This window comes from Chelativorans sp. YIM 93263, assembly GCF_028767125.1.
Lineage (GTDB): Bacteria > Pseudomonadota > Alphaproteobacteria > Rhizobiales > Rhizobiaceae > Chelativorans.
Window position 1 is genome coordinate 187046 of the sequence record NZ_JAKCWP010000005.1, and the last position, 19633, is coordinate 206678.

Consider the following 19633-nt stretch of genomic DNA (forward strand, 5'->3'; position numbering starts at 1 on the left):
CTACCTTTCGTCAAACCAGCTTGCCGGTAATCACCTCGACCGGCTTCGCCTCGCCACGCTGGGCGAGAAAGTCGGGACGCGGCTTCTTGGCCCCGAAGGGCTCCACAAGCTGGTTGGACATTGCATTGAACACGAAGAATGCGTTGGAGCGGGCAAAGGGCGTGATGTTGCCGTTCGAGCCATGCATCGTATTGCAGTCGAACAGCACCAGCGTACCGGCCTTGCCCGTCGCGGCGGTAACCCCGTACTCCGATGAGAGCTTGGTCAGCGCCTCATGCGAGGGCACACCGACCTCCTGCTTTTTCAGCGAGGATTTGTGGTTGTCCTCCGGTGTCTCGCCGGCGCAGGCGATGAAGGTTTTGTGCGAGCCGGGCATCAGCATGAGCGGACCGTTCAACGCGTCGTTGTCCGTCAGGAGCAGCGACGCGGAAATCGCGCGCATGCGCGGCATCCCGTCCTCAGCGTGCCAGGTCTCGAAATCCGAATGCCAGTAGAACTCTTTGCCGGTGAAACCGGGCTTGTAGTTGAGCCGCGACTGATGAACATAGACATCGTCGCCGAGCAGAAAGCTGACGATACCGGCCAGACGGCGGTCACACGCCAGGCGATCGAAGAGCGGGCTCTGCTCCGGCAGTTTGAAGATGGTGCGCACCTCGTCCGAGCCCGGCTCGGTAACGACGCTGTCATTAATCAGTGAGCGCTCGCCGCCGCGCAGTGCAGCGGATTCTGCCATCAGCGCCTTCACCTCTTCCTCGGTGAAGAGGTCCTTGAGCACGAGGAACCCGTCGCGGTCGAACTGATCGGCCTGTTGCGCCATCAGCGGTGCGTCGGGACGCCATTGGCTCCAGACCGTCTTGTCCTCCCTCGGCAGCCAACGTTCCTCAGAGAGACGAGTCGGATAGGGATCCGGTCTTCGTTCAGGTGCTTTGGTGATTGCAGACATGGTCTTTCTCCTTCTTCTTTTGGTTTTATCGACGTGATTACATCGACTCGGCCTCCAGTGCGTAGGAGCCATCATCCTGGTGAACTTCATTGCCCGTCACGGGCGGATTGAAGACACAAGCCATGATCATCGGCTTGTCGGCGTCGGCACGAAGAATGTGCTTGTCGTGCTTATCGAGCGCGTAGACCACACCAGGACGAATCTGGTGAACTTCCCCCGTTGCGCAATCCTCGATCGAACCGGTGCCGTCGACGCAATAAACGCTTTCAAGATGGTTCTTGTAGTGCATCTCCAGCTCGGCGCCGGCATAGATCGTGGTGATATGAAAGCTGAAGCCCATATTGTCCGACTTCAAGAGAAGCCTCACGCTGTCCCAACCCTTGGAAAAAATGTGGCGGTCGGTGTTCTTGGCTTCGTTCAGGTCACGCACAATCATTCAAATTACTCCGCTGCAAGTTTCGTTGACTGGGCAATTTCGCTCACAGCCGCATCGAGAATGTCAAGGCCACGAGCGAAGGTCTCCTCATCGATGGTCAGCGGCGCGAGCACCTTCACCACCTCGTCGTGGGCGCCGGATGTTTCGATGACGAGCCCATCCCGGAAACAGCGCGAGCAAATATCCTCCGCCAGTTCCCCGGAGCCCACATCGATACCCAGCATCATGCCCCGCCCCTTCAGGCGGGTGTTGGGAAGCCGGTCGGCAGTTTCCGCCAACCGCGACCTCAGGTATGCCGCGCGCTTGAGCACCGTCTCCTGGAAGTTATTGTCGGCCCAGAACTTTTCCAGTGCGACACGCGCAGTAACAAAGGCGTGGTTATTACCACGGAAGGTACCATTATGTTCCGCCGGGCCGAACACATCGTGTTCCGGCTTGACGAGCAAGGTGGCAAACGGCAGGCCGAAACCCGACAGCGATTTCGCCATAGTGATGATATCCGGCTCCACGCCCATCTCCTCGAAAGAGAAGAAAGGTCCGGTGCGGCCGCAGCCCGCCTGGATATCATCGACGATGAGCAGCGCCCCGTGACTCCGCGCGATCTCCGCGACACGGCGCACCCATTCGCGCGATGCGGCGTTCAGGCCACCCTCGCCCTGCACGGTTTCTAGAATGACCGCGGCCGGCGCATCGATACCGCTGGACGGCTCCGCAAGCATACGGTTGAGGAAGTCAGCCGTATCGATATCCTTGCCCATCGATCCTTCGAAAGGCATGCGAGTCACACCGCTCAGCGGAATGCTGGCCCCGCCACGGTGATACCCGTTGCCGGTCGCTGCAAGCGCACCCAGCGTCACGCCGTGAAATCCATTCGTGAAGGAGATCACATTGGTGCGTCCGGTAACCTTGCGGGCAATCTTCAGCGCAGCCTCAACCGCATTGGCGCCCGTCGGCCCCATGAACATCATGCGATAATCCATGTTGCGCGGCTTCAGGACAATGCGCTCGAACGCCTCCAGGAAATCCGCTTTGGCGTTCGTGTGCATGTCCAGGCCATGGGCAAGGCCGTCCGCCTGGATATGCTCGATGAGCGCGGCTTTCATATCGGGGTCGTTATGACCATAGTTCAGCGTCGAGCAGCCGGCCAGGAAATCGATATACTCGCGCCCCTCACCATCGCTCAGAATGGCGCCGTTTGCTTTCTTGAACACGGTCGGGAAGCTGCGGCAGTAGCTGCGCGCGCCTGATTCCCGCCGTTCAAAAATGGCTTTATCGTCCGTTTTTACGGTCGTCATGGTTTTTCCTTTGATTTGATTCATGAGTGGAGGCTGCAGGCTTCGGGCCGATTGTCTCAGGCCGCGCTCCGCGCCTCCTCAGGCAGCGCAATCGTCACCATGTGCTCGGTGGCATGTGCGCCGTCGAAATGAGCGTCCCTGCGGAAATAGGGCTCGCTTTTCAGTTCACCACCCTGGCCGCGGGCGAAGGAGCGGAAGAGTGCCCAGCTCGCGTCGTTGTCGGGTGTAATCGTGGTCTTCAGCTTGCGCACATTGGCGCAGGCTTCGCGCTGCAACAGCGCCTTGAGCATCCGCTTGGCAACGCCCTGTCCCTGGGCGCTCTCGTGGACGGCAACCTGCCAGACGAACAGCACCTGCGGATTGTCCGGCAAGATGTATCCCGAAATCCATCCGACCACGGCACCATCGCTCTCGCGTTCGGCGAGGATACAGGTGTCACCAAAATGGTCGCACTGAAGCAGGTTGCAGTAGAGGGAATTCTCATCGAGCGGCTCACAGGACTGGATCAGCCGCCAGACAGCTGCGCCATCTTCGGTTTGTGGCGCGCGGAAGGTAATTTCCTCGGATCGTTTTCGAACAAGCTGGATGTTGCTGACGGACATGGCTCTCCTCTTTCGCTGGGAGGAATATTACGACAAGCAAAGCATATTTCAACCGGGAGAAATGGAAAATCACGCCTTAAAAAGGCCCCAATTGGCGCTTTCCACCTGAAATTGCGGAGAAAATTCATTCGTCTGTCAAATAATATTTCTTTTGCTATCGAAGCAATTTTGTCGATCCCTATCCAAACGCTTGTGGAAGCCCCAGTCCCCCTGCGTCCACTGGAGACCGATTCAGCGACATCAATGTGGGACGGACGGTCCGCCAGTTCCAGAAGCGTGCTCGCAGCTTTCCAGCCCCTTTTCGGACCAAAAAGGCGTAATTTCCTGCGAAACATTTCAAAAACAGCCCAAGGTGGACTACACCGCAGACGGGTTTTCTTCTATTCAGGAACAAAATCCGGTATGCGCCGTGCGCTTATGTCAACGCCACAGGCTCTCGAAAATGGAAAACCGCACCCAGACCAGCCTTATTGCGCTCCGGCGCATCCTGCGAGCGACCGAGCTCAATGCACGGACCCTGGCGCGCGCAACGGGGCTGACAACGCCGCAGCTTATCGTGCTGGAAATCGTCGCCGCGGCCGGCCGCGCCACGCCCAAGGATATCGCCGGAAAGGCCGGGGTCGGCCAGGCAACGGCCACGTCGCTTGTCGACAAGCTGGAAACACGGGGCCTTGTCAACCGCACGCGCAGTGACAAGGATCGGCGCGTGGTGTGGGTCGCGCTGACGGAGGCCGGGCGGGAAATGCTGGAAGCGGCGCCAGATCCGCTGCAACGTACCTTTTCGCAGCAGTTCAAGGCATTGCCAGACTGGGAGCAAGCCATGATCGTCGCGGCGCTGGAGCACGTCGGCGACATGCTGAATGCCGGCACCCTCGACGCCTCCCCGCTGCTCGATGTCGGCGCTGTCGACCGCAAATAACGCATACACGATAGCCGTGCCGCACGGACGATTTCGATTCCGGCTGTGAAGACCGGATTAACGCATTCCGCTCGCCTTGTTTGACACGGTACGGTGGCAGAGCCACTGTATCCAATCAATGGAGCGTTGCAATGCGCTGACCAGGTCGGGGGGCGAGCGACAGTGAAAAAGCAAAAACGCATGCGCCGCGAGATCAGGTTGATCGGCCTGATGTTCGTCTCCGTAAGCGCCGTCCTGGGATCGGGCTGGCTTTTCGCACCGCTTCTGGCCAGTGAGCAGGCAGGCCCGGCGGCTATTCTTGCCTGGGGCCTTGGCGGCATGGCCATGTTCCTGATCGCGCTGACATTCGCCGAGATTTCCGCCATGCTCCCGGTCGCCGGCGGCATTGCCCGCATGCCTCAGTTCAGCCATGGCGGCATGGTGGCCATGGCCATGGGTTGGAGCGCCTGGATCGGCTACAACACCACCGCGCCGATCGAGGTCGAGGCAATGCTCCGGTATCTTCTGCCCCATTTCGGCCTGGCGCAGGACGGAAACGTGCAGAACTGGCCGGGAACGCTGATCGCCATCGGCTTTCTGGGGCTTTTCACAGTCATCAACGCCCTCGGCGTGCGCTTTTTCGCCCGGGTTAACGAGGCACTCACCTGGGTCAAGATCGCCATTCCGATCATCATCATGGCTGTCCTTTTCTGGTCGCGCTTCGATACGGCCAACTTCACGGAGGCCGGCGGCTTTTCCCCTTATGGTCTACATGGGATTTTCGGAGCCGTTTCCACCGGCGGTATCATCTTCTCCTATATCGGCTTCCGCCATGCGATCGACATGGCGGGCGAGGTCCACCGGCCGGGGGTGACGATGCCCGCGGCACTCCTCCTATCGGTCCTCATCTGCTTCCTCGTTTATGGAGGCCTTCAACTCGCCTTCATCGGCTCGCTGCCCTCCGACATGCTCTCCAATGGCTGGAACGGATTACTCGTGGACGCCAAGCTCGGCCCAATCGAGGCTATAGCCACCTCACTCGGGTTGCTATGGCTTATCAGCTTGCTCAATGTCGGCGCTGTCCTGAGTCCCTTCGGCGGCGGCCTGGTCGCCACCGGCTCCAATGCCCGGCTCGCCTACGCGTTGGCAAAAAACCGGTTTTTCCCAACGTTTCTGACAAAACTTTCCAAGCGCGGCATCCCGCTGATGGCGCTTCTGCTCAACTTTGCCTTCAGCCTGCTTGTCTATATCCTACTGCCTTTCACCGAAATCGTACGTCTTAACAGCTCGGCCATCGTGCTTTCCTTTGTCGTGGGGCCGATCGCGGTCGTCTCATTGCGCTATCTCATGCCGGACCGGCCGCGCCCGATGCGCCTGCCGGCGGTTAACTGGATCGCCGCCGCGGCGTTCGTGGTGGCAACGCTGGTGATTTACTGGAGCGGCTGGGACACGCTGTGGCGGCTCAGCCTTGCCCTTCTGGCGGGGCTGGTTCTTTTCCTGATCAGGGCACGCTTCCAGGATGTTGGGCCGCTCGACGCAAAATCAGCAGCATGGCTGCTGCCCTATCTCGCCGGCCTGGGCGTCATCTCCTATCTAGGCACATTCGGAGGGCAAGGTATTCTGCCGTTCGGTTGGGACATCGCCGTCATCACGGCCTTCGCCCTGCTCGTCTTCGCCCATGCGATTGCCTGTCGCCTGCCGCCGGACAGGTTTGCCGAGCAGATAAGCGATGTTCCCACACAAAGCGTCAATGCTGAAACGGGCCGTATGGAGAAAGCCGCTACGGCCTAACGCCTAAACGCCAGCGGAACGGTAAAGGCCCAGGAATCCCGCCCGGCCCCAGGCGGGATAGCGGGAAACGGCGCTGCCCGGCGGACTGTTTCGATCGCCGCGTCGTCCAGAATGGGCGCCCCCGACCCCCTGACCACGCGAATATTGCCGACACCGCCGTTACGCGTCACCGTAAACGCCACGTGAACCTCGCCTTCCGCACCCTGACGCCTCGCGCTTCGAGGATAATGGAGTGCGCGGCGCAACCGTGAGACTATCTGTCCGGGATAATTTGAAACAGCTCTATTGCCAGCAGCCGGCGCTCGGGAGGCTGTCTGCTGCCCGCTCGCATTCGCGCTTTGCCCACTCTGTGCCGTACCGCGCTGCGCATCTTTCCTGTCACGCCCGCCGGATCCGGCGGCAGGCCGTGCCTGCTGCGTCGTTCTCTCGGCAGGCGTCCTGCTGGGCTCGGGCGGTGTGTAATCTGGTCGCGGGGTCGGACGCGGGACGTCCACCATCGCTGTCACCGTCTCGCCCGGTGTGACCGGTTTGACCGCATCCGCCTCCGGCGTGGCAGCATCCACTTCGGGTGGTTCGGGCTTCTGCACTATCGGAACTGCATTTTCCTCGACAGCCAGTTCCACCGGCACCGTTTCTTCGGAAGGGGTTGGCTGTGTTTCAGGCGCAGCATCGGCAGCCGAGTCGACGGGCTCAACAATTTCAGCCTCGCTGACCTCCGGCTCTACCGGTGTCAGTTCGCTAGCCGCATCAGCTTGCGGCTCGAGTGTCTCCGCCGGATCACCCGCCGCGGTAAGATCGGTAAAAGCGCTTCCCGCCAGCGCAATCTCGGCACCCTCGCCCCCGGCAACCTGCACCTCCGGTTCATCCGGCAGCAAAAACACGGCGCCTCCGGCATGAAGCACACCGGAAAGAACCAGCGCGATGGCCCAATGCCACGCCTTCATCTTCATTCTGCGCTTCGCTCCGTTACTATGCTGACCTTGTCGGCACCCGCTTTACGGAGAGCGGCAACAACATCGATGAGCCGTTCGGCTGGAAGATCCCGGTCGGCAGCTACCTTGACGGGGGCGTCGCCATCGGAGCCCTCCGCCTTCAATGCTTCAACGTAAGCCGCCGGATCGGTCGCGCGTCCGCCGACCCGCATTTCGCCGTCAGGCGTGACGAACAGCGCGTCTGCCAGTTCAGCCCGATCCGCCGTTTCCGTCGATATCAACCTGACGTCATGGTCAAGCGGCGCCACGGTGCCCGCGATCAGAAAGAAGATCAGCATCAGGAATACGATATTGATGAGAGCGATCGTGCTTTCGCGCCGGCGCGGATGCAAAGGACGGGACAGACGTATCATGGTGCCTCACTTCGCAACACTCAGGGAGATATCCGTTTCCGCGCGGATCTGCTCAACCGCGCTTACCATTTCCTGGGAGGACGTTTCGCCACGCACCAGAAGCACAGCCCGCTCGGCACCCTGCTCCTGCAATCGCCGCAGCTCTGTCAAAGCCGCCTCGACTCCTCCCTGCACGCCGTTGACGTTCCATTCGGCCCCTTCAAGCCGGATCAGAACGTCTGGCGCGTCCACGGATGCTGTATCGGCAGCGGTACCGCCGGTGATCTCCACCTCTGCAAAACGCAGGAAAGTGGAAGAAAGCATGAAGAACAACAATAGAATAAAGATGACGTCGATGAGCGGCGTCAGCGGCAGAGAGCGCCTGCGAGCGAGGGGTATATCAATGTGCATGGCCGAGCCCCGCGACCAAGGGCGCCGGCTCCGCAGTGTCTTGTTTGGGCGGCTGACGGAGGCCGCGCGAAAGTACTGCACCGGTCATGGTTTCGATCGCCACGCGCTCATTCTCGACGCGCGTTTCGAACCAGGTGAGCACGAGGGAGACAGGCATCGCCACAGCAAGGCCCGTCGCGGTTGTCAGCAGCGCCACCCAGATACCACCGGCGAGCAGGGATGGGTCGACGGCGTTCCCCGCTTCCTGAAGCTGCTGGAAAGCGTCGATCATGCCCAGAACAGTGCCGAAAAGCCCCAGCAGAGGTGCCACCTGCGCAATCGCGTCGAGCGCGCGGAAGCCGCGCTGCAACTCGTGCAGTCTGGTAAGCGCGATGCGGCTCACCTCGTCCTCGATGGCCGATTTCGACACGTTCCCCGTCGCGGCCAGCCGCATGCAAGCTGACAGGGCCGCGCCCGCCGGTGAACGATCGCCTTCCAGATTGCTGCGCGCGAGATCCTGCCCGTCGTGAAACCAGGCATGAAGGGCCCGTTCCGCCCGGGCATGCCTTCCCACCCGCTCACGCCAGAACTGCACGACCTTCAATAATATCAGCGCCATAGCGAACACGGACAGCGTAAGAAGCAACGCCACCACAGGCCCGCCCAGGGAGAGAAAGGAAGCGATATCGTCGACGAACTCGGCGGGCATGTTGAGAATTCCCTCTGCGTTGCTCTAAATATCAGCGCCCGAAGGCGATCTCGCCACGAGCGGCGGTCTCCAGCCGGGCCATGCAGGCATCCTCGTCAGCGCCTTCACAGGCGGTGACGCCATTGATGAGAACACGGCCCAAATCACCGCAATCAAGGTCGGCAAGGTCAAACTGCCGCACCTTCGTCTGCCCGGCGGGAAAAGCCTGGAAATCGAGTGCCGTCAGCTTTTTCACCAAACCGTCCTTGCCGAAAAGCGCCACTTCATATGCCGCCCGGTCGATATCCTGCTCCAATTGGTTTTTCACCACGAAGGTAAGACGGCAGCCGCGCTCCGTGGGCTCGGCACCATTCAGTTCGATCGAGAGTACGGGAGTTGCGTCGGCGTCCTGCGCGAGCGCTGAAATGTCATTCGCCACAAATCCTGACAAGGGCGCGGAAATCAGTACGGCTTTCAGGAATACCCCCCAACCGCGAGATGCATCGCACCGCGTAACAGACCTTCTCCGCACAATCCGACTCCTCTTAGGAACGCTTTATGCTGGCTGGCCTGAGGCTGGCTCGCATGGTCGAGGCGACGCGATCATATCAAATGGCCGCTCGCTCTGGTCACTGCTCTGGTAAATAACATGAATAAAAGTGTCAAGATTATACCCTCACCTTGGCAGACATGAAAACTGCGATACCCTCATGTCCGAATGATTTGTCGGAGAATGCTATGAGCGAAGACCGCATCGCGATGCGCGCACGCATATCGGGCCGGGTACAAGGCGTGAACTATCGCGCCTGGACACAAGGCGAAGCTGAGAAACTCGGGCTCGCCGGTTGGGTCCGCAATGAGGCGGACGGCTCCGTAACCGCCGTGTTGGCGGGCGAGGATGAATCGGTTTCCCTCATGCTCGACAAGTTGCGGCAAGGTCCGCCAGCGGCTTCCGTTCGTGACGTGGAGTCGGAGGAGTTCGACCCGGAGGTTTGGCCTACCGCTTTCACCGTTGAGCGATAGAGGCAAGCGAACGCTTGCCGCCGGCGCAATGTCGTGAAATACCGGCGGAAAGTTTCGTCTCTGGCCACCAGATGACCAGATATCTGCGCGAAGTGGAGAATTGCATGCCCGAACCGATGAAAGGGGCGTTGGCCCCCGTGATCACGCCACTGACTGCGGACTACCGGCCGGACGCCGACCGTCTTGTCGAGCATTGCCGCTGGCTGATCGAACGCGACTGCGGTCTGGCCGTATTCGGTACGAACAGCGAGGGCAACTCGCTGGCCCTCGGTGACAAGATGGAGTTGCTTGATCACCTCGTGGAAAGCGGCCTTCCCGCGGAACGGATGATGCCGGGCACGGGTCAATGCGCGCTTCACGATACGGTAAAACTCAGCCGCCGGGCGGTCGAGTTGGGCTGCGGGGGCGTGCTCATGCTGCCGCCATTCTACTACAAGGGCGTGAGCGACGAGGGCCTGTTTCGCTATTTTAGCGAGGTGATCGAGGGTGTGGGCGATGATCGCCTGCGCGTTTATCTTTACCACATCCCACCCGTGTCACAGGTGGGCTTCAGCCTCGACCTGATTGATCGTTTGATAAATGCTTATCCGGATATCGTCGCCGGCATCAAGGACAGCTCCGGCGATTGGGAAAACACCCGCGCCATGCTCGAGCGCTTTCCCGGCTGGGGTGTCTTCTGCGGAAACGAGCTGCGCCTGCTGGACGCTCTAAAGCTCGGCGGCGCGGGCGTGATTTCCGCCACCTGCAATATCAATCCGGGGCCGATCGCCGCCCTTTACCGCAATTGGCGGGACGAGGACGCTGCAGCCCGCCAGGAAAAGCTGAATGAGTTCCGCAGCCTCGTCCAAAGCTATCCTTTGATCCAGGCGCTGAAAGCGATCACAGCGCATTCGCGCAACGAGCCCGCATGGGAACGCGTCATGCCGCCGCTGGTGGAACTTGATGCAGAGCAGCGTGCCGCGCTCATAGAGCAGTGTGCCGAAACCGGGTTCAGTATGGAATAGCGGTCATTTTTGCCGGCGCTGCGCGGGCATCGGCGATCCTGTGATAGAGTTCGAGATAATTCTGCTCCATCCGATCCGGCGAGAAGCGGTCCGCGGCCGCAGAACGGCAGACCTCCGGATCGATGTCCGAACATGCTGAAATGGCATCCGCCATTTCATGCACGTCGTTCACGATAAAGCCCGTGCGGCCATGCTCGACCACTTCGGGCAAGGCTCCGTTGGGGAAGGCAACGACGGGCGTACCGCAGGCAAGCGCCTCTATCGCCGTCAATGAACAGGTCTCGGCGACGAGGCTGGGGATCAGCACACATCGGGCCGAGGCCAGGAGCTGGCGCTTCTGGTCGAATCCGAGCGGGCCGAGAAAGCGGCGGCGCTCGTCGAGCAGCGGAGCGACCTCCTCCCGGAAATAGCGCTGATGGGCCTCATATGGGAAAACCTGGCCGCCAATAACGAGCGGCTGGTCGATCCGGCGACATGCCTGCAGTGCAAGATGTATGCCCTTTTCAGGGCAAATTCGGCTTAACGCGATGGCATGATCGCTTTTGCCCTCGTTGGTTTCGAAAAGCTCCCGCGGCACCCCGTTTTCGATCGGAGGGAGCAGAGCGGCCCCTTCAGGCGCGGTGTGATGCTGCGCTTCGGAAACGCAATGCAGCCATAGATTGGGATAACCCCGATATATCCACTCCGGATACCAGTCGAGGGGAAGATGCAGTGTGGCGAGTGTCGGCGCATCTTCGGGTACGTAGGCCGGGAAATCGATGCCGTGCAAATGCACCAGATCCACGCGGTGCTTCGCCAGCACCGAGGCAATCAACTCACGCATTTCCGCCCAAACGACGTCGCGGAGCGGATCATCGATCGGCCCGTCTTGAACGCGAAGCGGGATCAATTCACCGGCAACGCTGGAGCCCTCACACGCGATGACGAGCGAGCGGTGGCCGTGCCGCACCAGGATCTGATCGAGCGCTGAGAGTACCTGCTCGGCGCCGCCCACGGCATCGCGTCCAACCGCCGCGAACGGATAGGCGACACTCAGAACCGTCAAAGCCATAGCGGAAGGTCCAGATCGCGGCAGGCGTTCGACACCAGCTGAGGCCACTCCTCTGGGCGAAGCCCCCAATCGAAATTCCTGTAGAAGAGGCCGCCGCGGTTGGGGAGTTCACCGAAATCGTATTGTGCGGCCGGCTGAAACCGCTCGACCTGCTGCCCGAAGGCAGAGAGCATACGCCGCTGCGTAAGATATGCTGTCATTAGGCGCTGCTTCGCCTCGGCTATAGCTCCGTCGAGGGAAACGGTTCGAGCGCTTTCTCGCTCGCTTCCGGGAGCGAACTGCTGAACGACCATGCAGCCATTCTCGGCATGATAAAGCGGGAACTCGACGATTTCGGGCGCTCTGAAACCGTTCCGCGTGAGCGAGTGACAGGCGGCGTGCACCACCAGTGCCGTCGCATCATGATCCGGATGGCCACCTTCGTAAGCATGGGTCAGGACGAGGCGAATACGTTCCTCTCGGAAGAGCTCCGCCACCTGCAACACCACTTCGGCCATGTGGTGCGCCACCGCCTGGTCGGGAACGCTCAAGGACAACAGCGCACCCGGATCGACGCCGGCGAACGCCATGGCCGCCGCCAGTTCCTTCCGCCGCGCGTCGGCATAATCCTCGCGGCAGGCGAACCCGCAGGCGAGCGCTTCGCCCATATTCATCGGCGCACCGTCCGTCACATGGAGCAGGCGCACGCCCTCCATCCGCTCCAGTTGGCCACCGAGCGCGATGGTTTCATCGTCGGGGTGGGCGACGACGATCAAAACGTCCCGACAGTCGATTGTCGGCCTCTCAGGCGCCCCCAACCGTTCGACCAGCCATTCCGCCGAAGAGGATGCGGCAGGTTTGGCTAGCCCCAACATCGCTCACGCTGCACCCTGTATCCGGCGCGCGCTTCGTCCAGCATAGCGTTCCGTCATGGCTGCGCAGAAATCTGCGAATTCCGTCGGGTCCTGCGGCGCGCTGGTATGGTGCGGGACAATTCCGCGGTGCTCCGGCGTGAAGCAAAATGTCAGCGTCACATCGAAGTCGGAAAGCGTTTCCATTTGCCGGTCGAACCAATCGAGCGCATTGGGCCGGAAGCTGTCCGCCCAGGAAAGGCCGGTGCGCAAATGCGTCACCCCAAGCCGCTTCATCCAGCGCACCGCGTCGTCCAGCCGCGGATCCTCGAAATGAAACCACTGGCACAACCCGAGTTCGGGCGTGTACTCGCCGAATTTTTCAAACGAGGGTTTGGGCGTTCCATCCTCGCGGATGAGCCCCATATAGAAATGCCGATAATAGGAAGAGCCCTCGGCTTCTTTGTGGCGGGTCGTCGCTCCCCATTCCTGGGGCAGATCGAAGAGGCTGTACCACTGGATGCGCGGTGCGCGGCCGGTGAGCAGCTCAGCCGTACGCTCCAGCCCCCATAGCTGCACTTCTTCCGCGCCGAACGTGGAGACACCCACCTCACTCACCCAGACCGGCAAATCCGTCAGCGCCTGGATCTCCGCGAGCTTATTCGGCCATTCATCGATCTGCCACAGGTTCCAGTCCAGGGGGAATCCGTGAACGGCGATGGCGTCCACATGGTCCAGCACCGATTTACTCTGCATGTTCTGAATGAACAGCGGGTCGATGGGCGAGATACCGCCTAGCACGCGGGTGACATCCGAATTGACGCTGCCGATAGCATCGGCAGCTCCGATGGCCATATCGGCGAACACCGTCCAGTCCGGATCGATTTCCGGATCCCAGTGAGACTTATTGTTCGGCTCGTTCCAGATCATTGCGGCTTCGATCATGGATCAGGTCCCTCGTTCGACTTACTTTAAAGAAACGGAAATCTCACGGCGCGGGGCGAGTGGCCGCCGCCCCGCTGGCGCGCCAGCCGTGACATGCACACCCGCGATGCGGGCATTCTCGTTTGCTGCCTCACGCAGCAGCTCGTTTGCGGATCGATACCCTTCGAGCGTTCCGACATCGACATAGGCGAGACCTGCCTTGACCCCGACCGCGCTGCCGCCTCTCGCCAGATACGCGTTGACCAGAGTGCCCATGTATTCATCGGTGCGGCCCCGCTCGATCCAAAGCGCCTGGAGCGCGTGCAGTATTCTGCCCGGCATTTTGAACCCGCCCCAAACCCAATTTGTCGACGGGAACTCCTGCTTCACCTGTATCTCTTGGACATGACCGGCCTCATCCGTCACGACGGCATCAAAGGCTGATGGCCTCTCAACCGGGAAAAGCAGGAAGGAAAGCGTATCGTCGGGCAGGGAACTGTAGCCATCCGCCGGCATCCAGATCGTGTCCGGCAAGCCGACGAGCACGTGCTCATCCGGGGTTATCAGAGAAGCCACGCGAAAGATCGCGTCGCAAAGCCCCCTGGGTTCAGGCTGAACCACATAGGCGATCGGCGCGCCCGCGTATTCTGCCCCGTAATACTCCATGATATCGGACTTGCCCGGTGCGATCACGAAGCAGAGCTTGTTTGCGCCGCCATCGACCATGCGTTCGCAAAGATATTCGCTGACCGCGCAAGGCCGCTCTGCCCCGTCGCTCAAGCGGCTGCCCACGGGCAGAAGCTCCTTGGAGAAAGCCAGCGGCTGGATTCGGCTTCCAGAACCGGCTGCCGGTATAATGCCCCACATGCCAACCTCCTCTACGCGCGCATTGCTGCCGGACCGACAGCATGTGTGTGAAGTTCGCTCAGCAGAGTTTCGAACTCAGCCGCGCGGTGATCGGAGGTGTGGGCGGAAAGCACACGCTCTCGGGCCGCCTCTCCGATGCGGGCCAATTCAGCATCGTCGCGATCCAATGCCGCGGTGGCGTCTTCCGAGGATCCCGCCAACAGGATCTGGCGGTCCGGCTCGAAGAATGCATCCAGCCCTTCCCACCAATCCGAAAGAATGGGAATGCCGCATGCGGCCGCCTCGAACAATCGGCCCGACGGGCACCACCCCATCTCCGCCATGGCACGGCGGGTGACGTTGAGTGTCAAACGGGAGGAGGAATAGAAGGCCGGATGTTCAGAAGGCGGCAAATGCCTGACGAAATAGATATTGTCCCGCCACGGAAAATCCGGCGGATACTGAGCGCCGGCTATCACGAAGCGCTGGTTTGGCCGCTGGCGCGCAGGCTCAACCAGGAACTCGGTAACACTGCCCTGCCGGTCTTCGGCATAGGTTCCGATATAGGAAAGATCGCACTCGTACTGAGGTTTGGGGGCCGTCGGCCGGTGGACCGCTGGATCCACATGGCCGTAAAGGGGTGCGACGCATTTTGCGCCGAGCCTTTCACGAAGGGCCTGAAGCGCCTGCCCGCCCGTATAGCTGAACACCAGATCGAAATCCCGCAATCCGCGTGAACCGATATAGCTGGTCTTTTCTCCGCGCTCGATGCGCGACAGCGTCACCGGCGTATCGAGATCGTAAAAAACACGGGTGGCGTGCCCGGTGGAAAGAACCAACTCGGCGGCCGGAATGCCATCGGGGCAATAGGAGGAGACAAGGGCCACATCCGCGTCGGCCAAGTGGTTGCTGGCTGCGGAAAGAACATCGTTCCAGTCGCTATAGAGGACAAGCTCACCGTCCTCGATCTCCTGAAGATCACGAGCACCCGCATAGTAAGGTAGGTCGCGCTCGAAGAACACGACACGCCATCCGCGCCGCGCCAGCGCACGCACGAGTCCGCGCCAGAGGGTGGCATGGCCGTTTCCCCATGAGGAACTGATCGTCAGGCCGAAAATGACGAGCTTCATGCCGATACTCCCGTCTTGACCGGGACTTGCTCTGAAGAAAAGACCTGGTTGGAAGAAAGCAGCTTGCCGCCTTGCGCGCCGACCGCGATCGTGGTCAGGGATGCGGGGCGGATTTCAATCGTGTGAACTTCCTGAAACGATGCCCCGAGATAATGGCATATGCCGGCCTTGATGACGTCGGCATGGGAGACCAAGGCGATGCTCCCGCCGTGAAATTCCCGACGGATCCGTTCGATGAATCCGACAAGGCGCGCCGCGACATCACGCATCGTCTCCCCCGCCGGCGTCGCCGCGAAATCCCGCTGCTCGTTCCATTCTCGCCACAACGGATCCGATGCAAGATCGTCAAACGTCCTCCCGCACCAGCGCCCGAAATCGATCTCGTCGAGCTCATCGGCGATCGTGCTTTCTGTGCCCGTTTCTGCCGAGATGATTTGGGCTGTCTGATAAGCGCGGAGCTGCGGACTGGTGTAAAGCGCATCGAGATTCGCATCGGCCAGATGCCGCCCAACGGCCCGCGCCTCCTCCTGGCCCGCCGGCGTAAGCGGCGCGCCGGGGTTACGTCCGGTCAGGATACTGCCGAAATCACCATGCGAGCCATGCCGCAGAAGGTGGATCACAGTACTCACTGCAGGCCAACCGCGATCTCGTCGTCGCCGGAAATGAACTGAAGCACCCGCTGCCGTGCTTCCGAATCCGTAAACTGCTCGGGAGGGGACTTCATGAAGTAACTGGACGGACCGACCAGCGCTCCGCCCTCGCCGCGATCCATCGCCAGCTTGGCGCACCGGACCGCGTCGATGACAACGCCGGCGCTATTGGGTGAGTCCCAGACCTCGAGCTTCAATTCGGCATTGACCGGAACACCGCCGAACGTGGTTCCTTCCATACGGATATAGGCCCACTTGCGATCGGTCAGCCATGGCACATAGTCGCTCGGCCCGACGTGAATATTGCCGGCCTCCATGGGAACGCCGAGCTGGCTTGTGACGGCCTGGGTCTTGGAGACCTTTTTCGATTCCAGCCTCTCGCGCTCCAGCATATTCTCGAAATCGGTGTTGCCGCCGAAATTCAGCTGATAGGTGCGATCCAGCCTGATGCCGCGCTCGCGGAATAGGTTCGTCAGAACCCTGTGAACGATCGTAGCGCCGAGTTGGCTCTTGATATCGTCGCCGATGATCGGAAGGTTGCGGTCCTCGAATTTCTTGCGCCACTCGGGGCGTGACGCAATGAACACCGGCATGCAATTGACGAATGCGCATCCGGCCTTCAGCGCCTCGCCGGCATACCACAACGCGGCCTTTTCCGAACCGACCGGCAAATACGAGACGAGAACATCCGTCTCCGTCCGGTCAAGCACATCCGCGACATCGACCACCGGCTCTTCGGATTCCTCGATCTCTTCGCGCAGATAGCTGCCGATTCCGTCAAGAGTCGGCCCTCGTTGAACGGGTACGCCCGTTGGTTCCACCTCTGCGAAGCGGAAAGTGTTGTTTGGAGGAGCAAAGACCGCCTCGGCGACATCGCGCCCGACCTTGGATGCGTTCACATCGAAAGCCGAGCTTATGGTGACGTCGTCAATCGCGTACCCACCGATCTCGGCGTTCATAATGCCTGGGATCGGGTTGTTGGACTTAACACCGCGATAGTAGTTCAGCCCCTGGACGAAGGAGGACGCGCAATTGCCAACTCCGACAATACCTACACGAACAGTATCATTATGCATATTTCGTCTCCGCTTTGCGGAAGCGCAGTTGTCGCCATTTGCCGGCCAATGTCCCTGACAGCCGGACTTCCAGCTCTCGTTCAAACCCTAGCTGGCTGATTTTGTTCCAGAGTTGCTGTTCACCGATGGAACGGGCGACTCGGGGCGGAGTAGATAATGAGCTACAAACCGTTGAGTTCCTTGGTCATGACGCGGCGACCGTGTTCATCCCAGCCGATCGGTCGCCAACCGCGATTCCGGTAAAAGGAGGACGCTCGGTCATTATCCGCGTCCACCTTGAGCTGGGCACTGTGGAAGCCGCGGTGCCGGGCAACGCGCTCCGCCGCATGCATCATCTGCCGCCCGATACCAGCCCCTTGGAGAGGAAAGAACGTTCGGATTGCCCACAACACCGCCACTTGCTCGGCACGCTTCCGAGCAAAATCGATCCATACCTGTGCGATGGGGAAATCGGCCGAAACAGCGAGAAGCATGAGCGCTTCGCCGCGTTGCTGCATCTCGAACGTCTCACGAATGATATGGCGGTCAGGTCTATAAAGGCCCATCCACTCCAGCGCGGGAAGGTCCTCCTTTTGGCATGGCCGAATCTTTGCCCGGATCGTCGCCTCTATTCTGCCGAGTTCCGGTCCATGCATGATGCCGCTTTCACGCAGTCGAGCCCGACCCGCCGATGAAGGAATGGCCTGAGTGTAGCCCGATACTCAGCGGTGCGTTCGCTCGCGGGGCGCCCGTAGTGGGACCAGGGGATATAGCGGGCTCGAAGCCGCGAGACGAGAGATCCCCGATTGTCCACCGAATCCCGATCCCGGCCATCACGCAACCCTTTGCATGGAAGGAGCTAGTTTGCGGGCGAATGTCGACTCGTCGACAGCACCCCAGCGGTATTTGTAAGACTCGTGCCCACGCAGGAAATCGAAGCTCTCTAGACCAGCGCGTTCGCAGTCTTCGATCGCGTGGCTGACAAGCACCGTCCCGAGCCCCAGCTTTGCGTACTCCGGATCGAAACCGCCAATATAATAATAGGCCTTGCGCTTGGCGGCCATGACAAAAAGAGCTGCGATGGGACGACCGGCCATTCGCGACACAAAAAGGCGCAAGATTCCTACGCGCTCCAGAGAAATGGCGGCACTCTGCTGCCAGGAACGGAAGCGCTCATCCGCGAAGACTCCGCTCTCTCCGCGGTCGTTCCAGCGGCGAGTGTGCAACTCGGCAAGCTGGCCCACCATCTCGGCACCAGCCTGCTCCGGTTCGCTCACCCCGGCACGGATTGCGCGCCTCCGGTAGTAGCGGACATTCTGGTTCATCTTGGCACTTGGCCGCGCCGGCAAAGGAAGAACGGCGCAGTTTTCCGAATAACCGGACCGCTCCTGCCATCCATCCGGTGCAGAAGCCTGCCGAAGCGGGGAGTCTGCCGGAAGCTGAAAGAGATCGAGCGGTTCGCCAAGCCCATTCACGGCCCATTGAACCGCTTTTCGATCCAGAGCCGGATCGAACAAGCCATCGAGCCGGTCGGAAGGACCAGCCCCCCAAAGAAGCAGGCGGCCATCCAGACGATAGAAGGGAAGGAGCCCGACGAGCCGCTCCCCGTGCCAGAACGCGAGAACGACGCTCTCTCCATCATCGTAATGCCGCCGCCAGGGAAGAAGCCAGGCCGGACTTTGGAAAGGCGTGGCACATGGGTCCCGTCGCCAGAGGTCCCACCATGCTTCTTCCAGGCTGTCGGCTTGTTGCAGAAGCTCTATCCGCATTGCCTGGACGGTGTCCCTGCTAATCTTGTTCGCAAGAGCCCTCACAACCGTCACAGTGGCAAATTGTTCGCCGTGAGGCGCTGGGAAAAGCTATCGACGCTCAGGCCCGGCTATCAATGGCGGAGGATCCGAAAACGCCGGCCGTTCGCCCTTCCGGCAAAGATAAACTTCCAGTTCCGGATGCGCCTCGATTTCGAAACCGCTGCTGCGCAGCATGGCCTCGACTGCACCCCTGTTCGGGAAGAACCAGTTCGTCGGGTCCCTGGAATAGCTGTGTTCGATAAAATGCAGCTTGGGAAAATCAGGGTCGTCGAAAATCTCGGTTTCCGAAAACGGATGCTCGTGCGCCACGTCCGCCGGTTGGTCGGATCCACGCTGAAGGCACTGAAACAAAAGCTGGTCGCGGGCGGCGTGCTCATAGATCAGGTCCAACGCCAGCAGGGGATGGCGAAGATGATAAAGCACGCCCATAAAGAGGACGAGATCGAACGCCTCGCCAAGCTGACCCACATCGTACACCGACATCTGGTGCAGCTCCAACGGAGTGCCGGCCTGCTCTGCCGCGAACGACGCCTGGCGGAGATAGTGAGGATCCGTATCGATCCCGACCACACGGCCGGCGTTCCGCCGCTTCATCTCTATGGCATAAAAGCCGGCATTGCAGCCGATATCGAGGACCGAGCGCCCCTCGAGATCGTCGGGGACGACACTTGAGAAATGCTCCCACTTACAGGCGGGATAATCACCCAGGAAGTGATCCGGGGCGGTTTGCACACCACCAATTCTCATATTCTGAAACCAGGGGCCTAGCTCGGCAATGCGCTTGGCAATGTCATCCGACTGAAGATTAGTATCCATGTCATTCCGTCTATCTCGTGGCCGACCAAACCCTCCAACGTTTGCGTCCATTCCAAACGTCCCGGAAATAACCGAAGGGATGGCAGCCGCTGCTACACTCCACGATTGCCGGAAGGGAACGGTGCG

At 60.5% G+C, this 19633-nt stretch carries 23 protein-coding genes; 4 read left to right on the plus strand and 19 right to left on the minus strand.

All coding sequences use genetic code 11. The annotated features are described in order from the left end of the window. Nucleotides 1–10: 10 nt before the first annotated feature. Genes thpD through ectA form a run of 4 tightly spaced genes read right to left on the minus strand, consistent with a single transcriptional unit; the run spans nucleotide 11 to nucleotide 3276 of the window. Nucleotides 11–943 carry an ectoine hydroxylase gene (gene thpD, locus LY631_RS12305; protein ID WP_274425700.1) on the minus strand — a complete coding sequence of 311 codons (933 nt, stop codon included), beginning with the start codon at nucleotides 941–943 and terminating at the stop codon, nucleotides 11–13. Nucleotides 944–980: 37 nt separating this feature from the next. After that, a complete protein-coding gene (locus tag LY631_RS12310) occupies nucleotides 981–1379 on the minus strand; it encodes an ectoine synthase (RefSeq protein ID WP_274425701.1) in 399 nt (132 codons plus the stop codon). A gap of 5 nt (nucleotides 1380–1384) precedes the next feature. Further along, nucleotides 1385–2674, minus strand: coding sequence for a diaminobutyrate--2-oxoglutarate transaminase (ectB, locus tag LY631_RS12315; protein WP_274425702.1), 1290 nt, complete (start codon nucleotides 2672–2674; stop codon nucleotides 1385–1387). A gap of 56 nt (nucleotides 2675–2730) precedes the next feature. Further along, nucleotides 2731–3276, minus strand: coding sequence for a diaminobutyrate acetyltransferase (gene ectA / locus LY631_RS12320; protein WP_274425703.1), 546 nt, complete (start codon nucleotides 3274–3276; stop codon nucleotides 2731–2733). Nucleotides 3277–3718: 442 nt separating this feature from the next. Here ectA and LY631_RS12325 point away from each other — a divergent pair, with 442 nt between their 5' ends. Both LY631_RS12325 and LY631_RS12330 read left to right on the plus strand, forming a co-directional pair. Then, nucleotides 3719–4195, plus strand: coding sequence for a MarR family winged helix-turn-helix transcriptional regulator (locus tag LY631_RS12325; RefSeq protein WP_274425705.1), 477 nt, complete (start codon nucleotides 3719–3721; stop codon nucleotides 4193–4195). A 162-nt stretch (nucleotides 4196–4357) separates the two neighbouring features. Continuing rightward, on the plus strand, nucleotides 4358–5965 hold the full coding sequence (locus LY631_RS12330; protein ID WP_274425706.1) for an APC family permease: 1608 nt from the start codon (nucleotides 4358–4360) through the stop codon (nucleotides 5963–5965). Here the strand turns inward: LY631_RS12330 and LY631_RS12335 are convergent. From LY631_RS12335 to LY631_RS12355, 5 genes are read right to left on the minus strand one after another with little or no spacing between them, the layout of a single operon-like run. Next, entirely contained in the window at nucleotides 5962–6915 is a 954-nt protein-coding gene (locus LY631_RS12335; RefSeq protein WP_274425708.1) for an energy transducer TonB, read from the minus strand. The genes LY631_RS12330 and LY631_RS12335 overlap by 4 nt on opposite strands. Continuing rightward, complete coding sequence (locus LY631_RS12340; RefSeq protein ID WP_274425709.1) at nucleotides 6912–7310, minus strand: ExbD/TolR family protein; 399 nt, start codon at nucleotides 7308–7310, stop codon at nucleotides 6912–6914. Before LY631_RS12340 ends, LY631_RS12335 begins: the two co-directional genes overlap by 4 nt. 6 nt (nucleotides 7311–7316) lie before the next feature. Continuing rightward, a complete protein-coding gene (locus LY631_RS12345) occupies nucleotides 7317–7700 on the minus strand; it encodes an ExbD/TolR family protein (RefSeq protein WP_274425710.1) in 384 nt (127 codons plus the stop codon). Next, a complete protein-coding gene (locus LY631_RS12350) occupies nucleotides 7690–8388 on the minus strand; it encodes a MotA/TolQ/ExbB proton channel family protein (RefSeq protein WP_274425711.1) in 699 nt (232 codons plus the stop codon). The genes LY631_RS12345 and LY631_RS12350 overlap by 11 nt, the downstream gene beginning before the upstream one ends. A gap of 31 nt (nucleotides 8389–8419) precedes the next feature. Next, nucleotides 8420–8806 (minus strand): hypothetical protein, encoded by a 387-nt coding sequence (locus tag LY631_RS12355; RefSeq protein WP_274425712.1) that lies wholly within the window; start codon nucleotides 8804–8806, stop codon nucleotides 8420–8422. A 299-nt stretch (nucleotides 8807–9105) separates the two neighbouring features. On the opposite strand from LY631_RS12355, the gene LY631_RS12360 reads away from it, so the two are divergent. Together LY631_RS12360 and LY631_RS12365 are read left to right on the plus strand one after the other, a co-directional pair. Then, nucleotides 9106–9390: an acylphosphatase gene (locus tag LY631_RS12360; protein ID WP_274425713.1), complete on the plus strand. Its 285-nt coding sequence runs from the start codon at nucleotides 9106–9108 to the stop codon at nucleotides 9388–9390. Between the two features lie 104 nt (nucleotides 9391–9494). Next, a complete protein-coding gene (locus LY631_RS12365; RefSeq protein WP_274425714.1) occupies nucleotides 9495–10394 on the plus strand; it encodes a dihydrodipicolinate synthase family protein in 900 nt (299 codons plus the stop codon). Here the strand turns inward: LY631_RS12365 and LY631_RS12370 are convergent. The 10 genes from LY631_RS12370 to LY631_RS12415 form a co-directional block, all read right to left on the minus strand. Then, on the minus strand, nucleotides 10381–11445 hold the full coding sequence (locus LY631_RS12370) for a glycosyltransferase family 4 protein (protein ID WP_274425716.1): 1065 nt from the start codon (nucleotides 11443–11445) through the stop codon (nucleotides 10381–10383). The genes LY631_RS12365 and LY631_RS12370 overlap by 14 nt on opposite strands. Continuing rightward, a complete protein-coding gene (locus tag LY631_RS12375) occupies nucleotides 11436–12299 on the minus strand; it encodes a PIG-L deacetylase family protein (protein ID WP_274425717.1) in 864 nt (287 codons plus the stop codon). Before LY631_RS12375 ends, LY631_RS12370 begins: the two co-directional genes overlap by 10 nt. Before the next feature lie 3 nt (nucleotides 12300–12302). After that, a complete protein-coding gene (locus tag LY631_RS12380; RefSeq protein WP_274425719.1) occupies nucleotides 12303–13220 on the minus strand; it encodes a beta-xylosidase in 918 nt (305 codons plus the stop codon). A 21-nt stretch (nucleotides 13221–13241) separates the two neighbouring features. Next, nucleotides 13242–14066: a nucleotidyltransferase family protein gene (locus LY631_RS12385; protein ID WP_274425720.1), complete on the minus strand. Its 825-nt coding sequence runs from the start codon at nucleotides 14064–14066 to the stop codon at nucleotides 13242–13244. A gap of 11 nt (nucleotides 14067–14077) precedes the next feature. Further along, nucleotides 14078–15175, minus strand: coding sequence for a CgeB family protein (locus tag LY631_RS12390; protein WP_274425722.1), 1098 nt, complete (start codon nucleotides 15173–15175; stop codon nucleotides 14078–14080). Next, entirely contained in the window at nucleotides 15172–15804 is a 633-nt protein-coding gene (locus tag LY631_RS12395) for a histidine phosphatase family protein (protein ID WP_274425723.1), read from the minus strand. The genes LY631_RS12390 and LY631_RS12395 overlap by 4 nt, the downstream gene beginning before the upstream one ends. Beyond that, on the minus strand, nucleotides 15801–16901 hold the full coding sequence (locus tag LY631_RS12400; RefSeq protein WP_274425724.1) for an inositol-3-phosphate synthase: 1101 nt from the start codon (nucleotides 16899–16901) through the stop codon (nucleotides 15801–15803). The genes LY631_RS12395 and LY631_RS12400 overlap by 4 nt, the downstream gene beginning before the upstream one ends. Nucleotides 16902–17062: 161 nt before the next feature. Further along, nucleotides 17063–17536 (minus strand): GNAT family N-acetyltransferase, encoded by a 474-nt coding sequence (locus LY631_RS12405; RefSeq protein WP_274425726.1) that lies wholly within the window; start codon nucleotides 17534–17536, stop codon nucleotides 17063–17065. A 177-nt stretch (nucleotides 17537–17713) separates the two neighbouring features. Then, nucleotides 17714–18649, minus strand: a complete 936-nt coding sequence (locus tag LY631_RS12410; RefSeq protein WP_274425727.1) for a GNAT family N-acetyltransferase — start codon at nucleotides 18647–18649, stop codon at nucleotides 17714–17716. 90 nt (nucleotides 18650–18739) lie between these two features. Then, entirely contained in the window at nucleotides 18740–19507 is a 768-nt protein-coding gene (locus LY631_RS12415; RefSeq protein ID WP_274425728.1) for a TIGR04290 family methyltransferase, read from the minus strand. Nucleotides 19508–19633 lie beyond the last annotated feature (126 nt).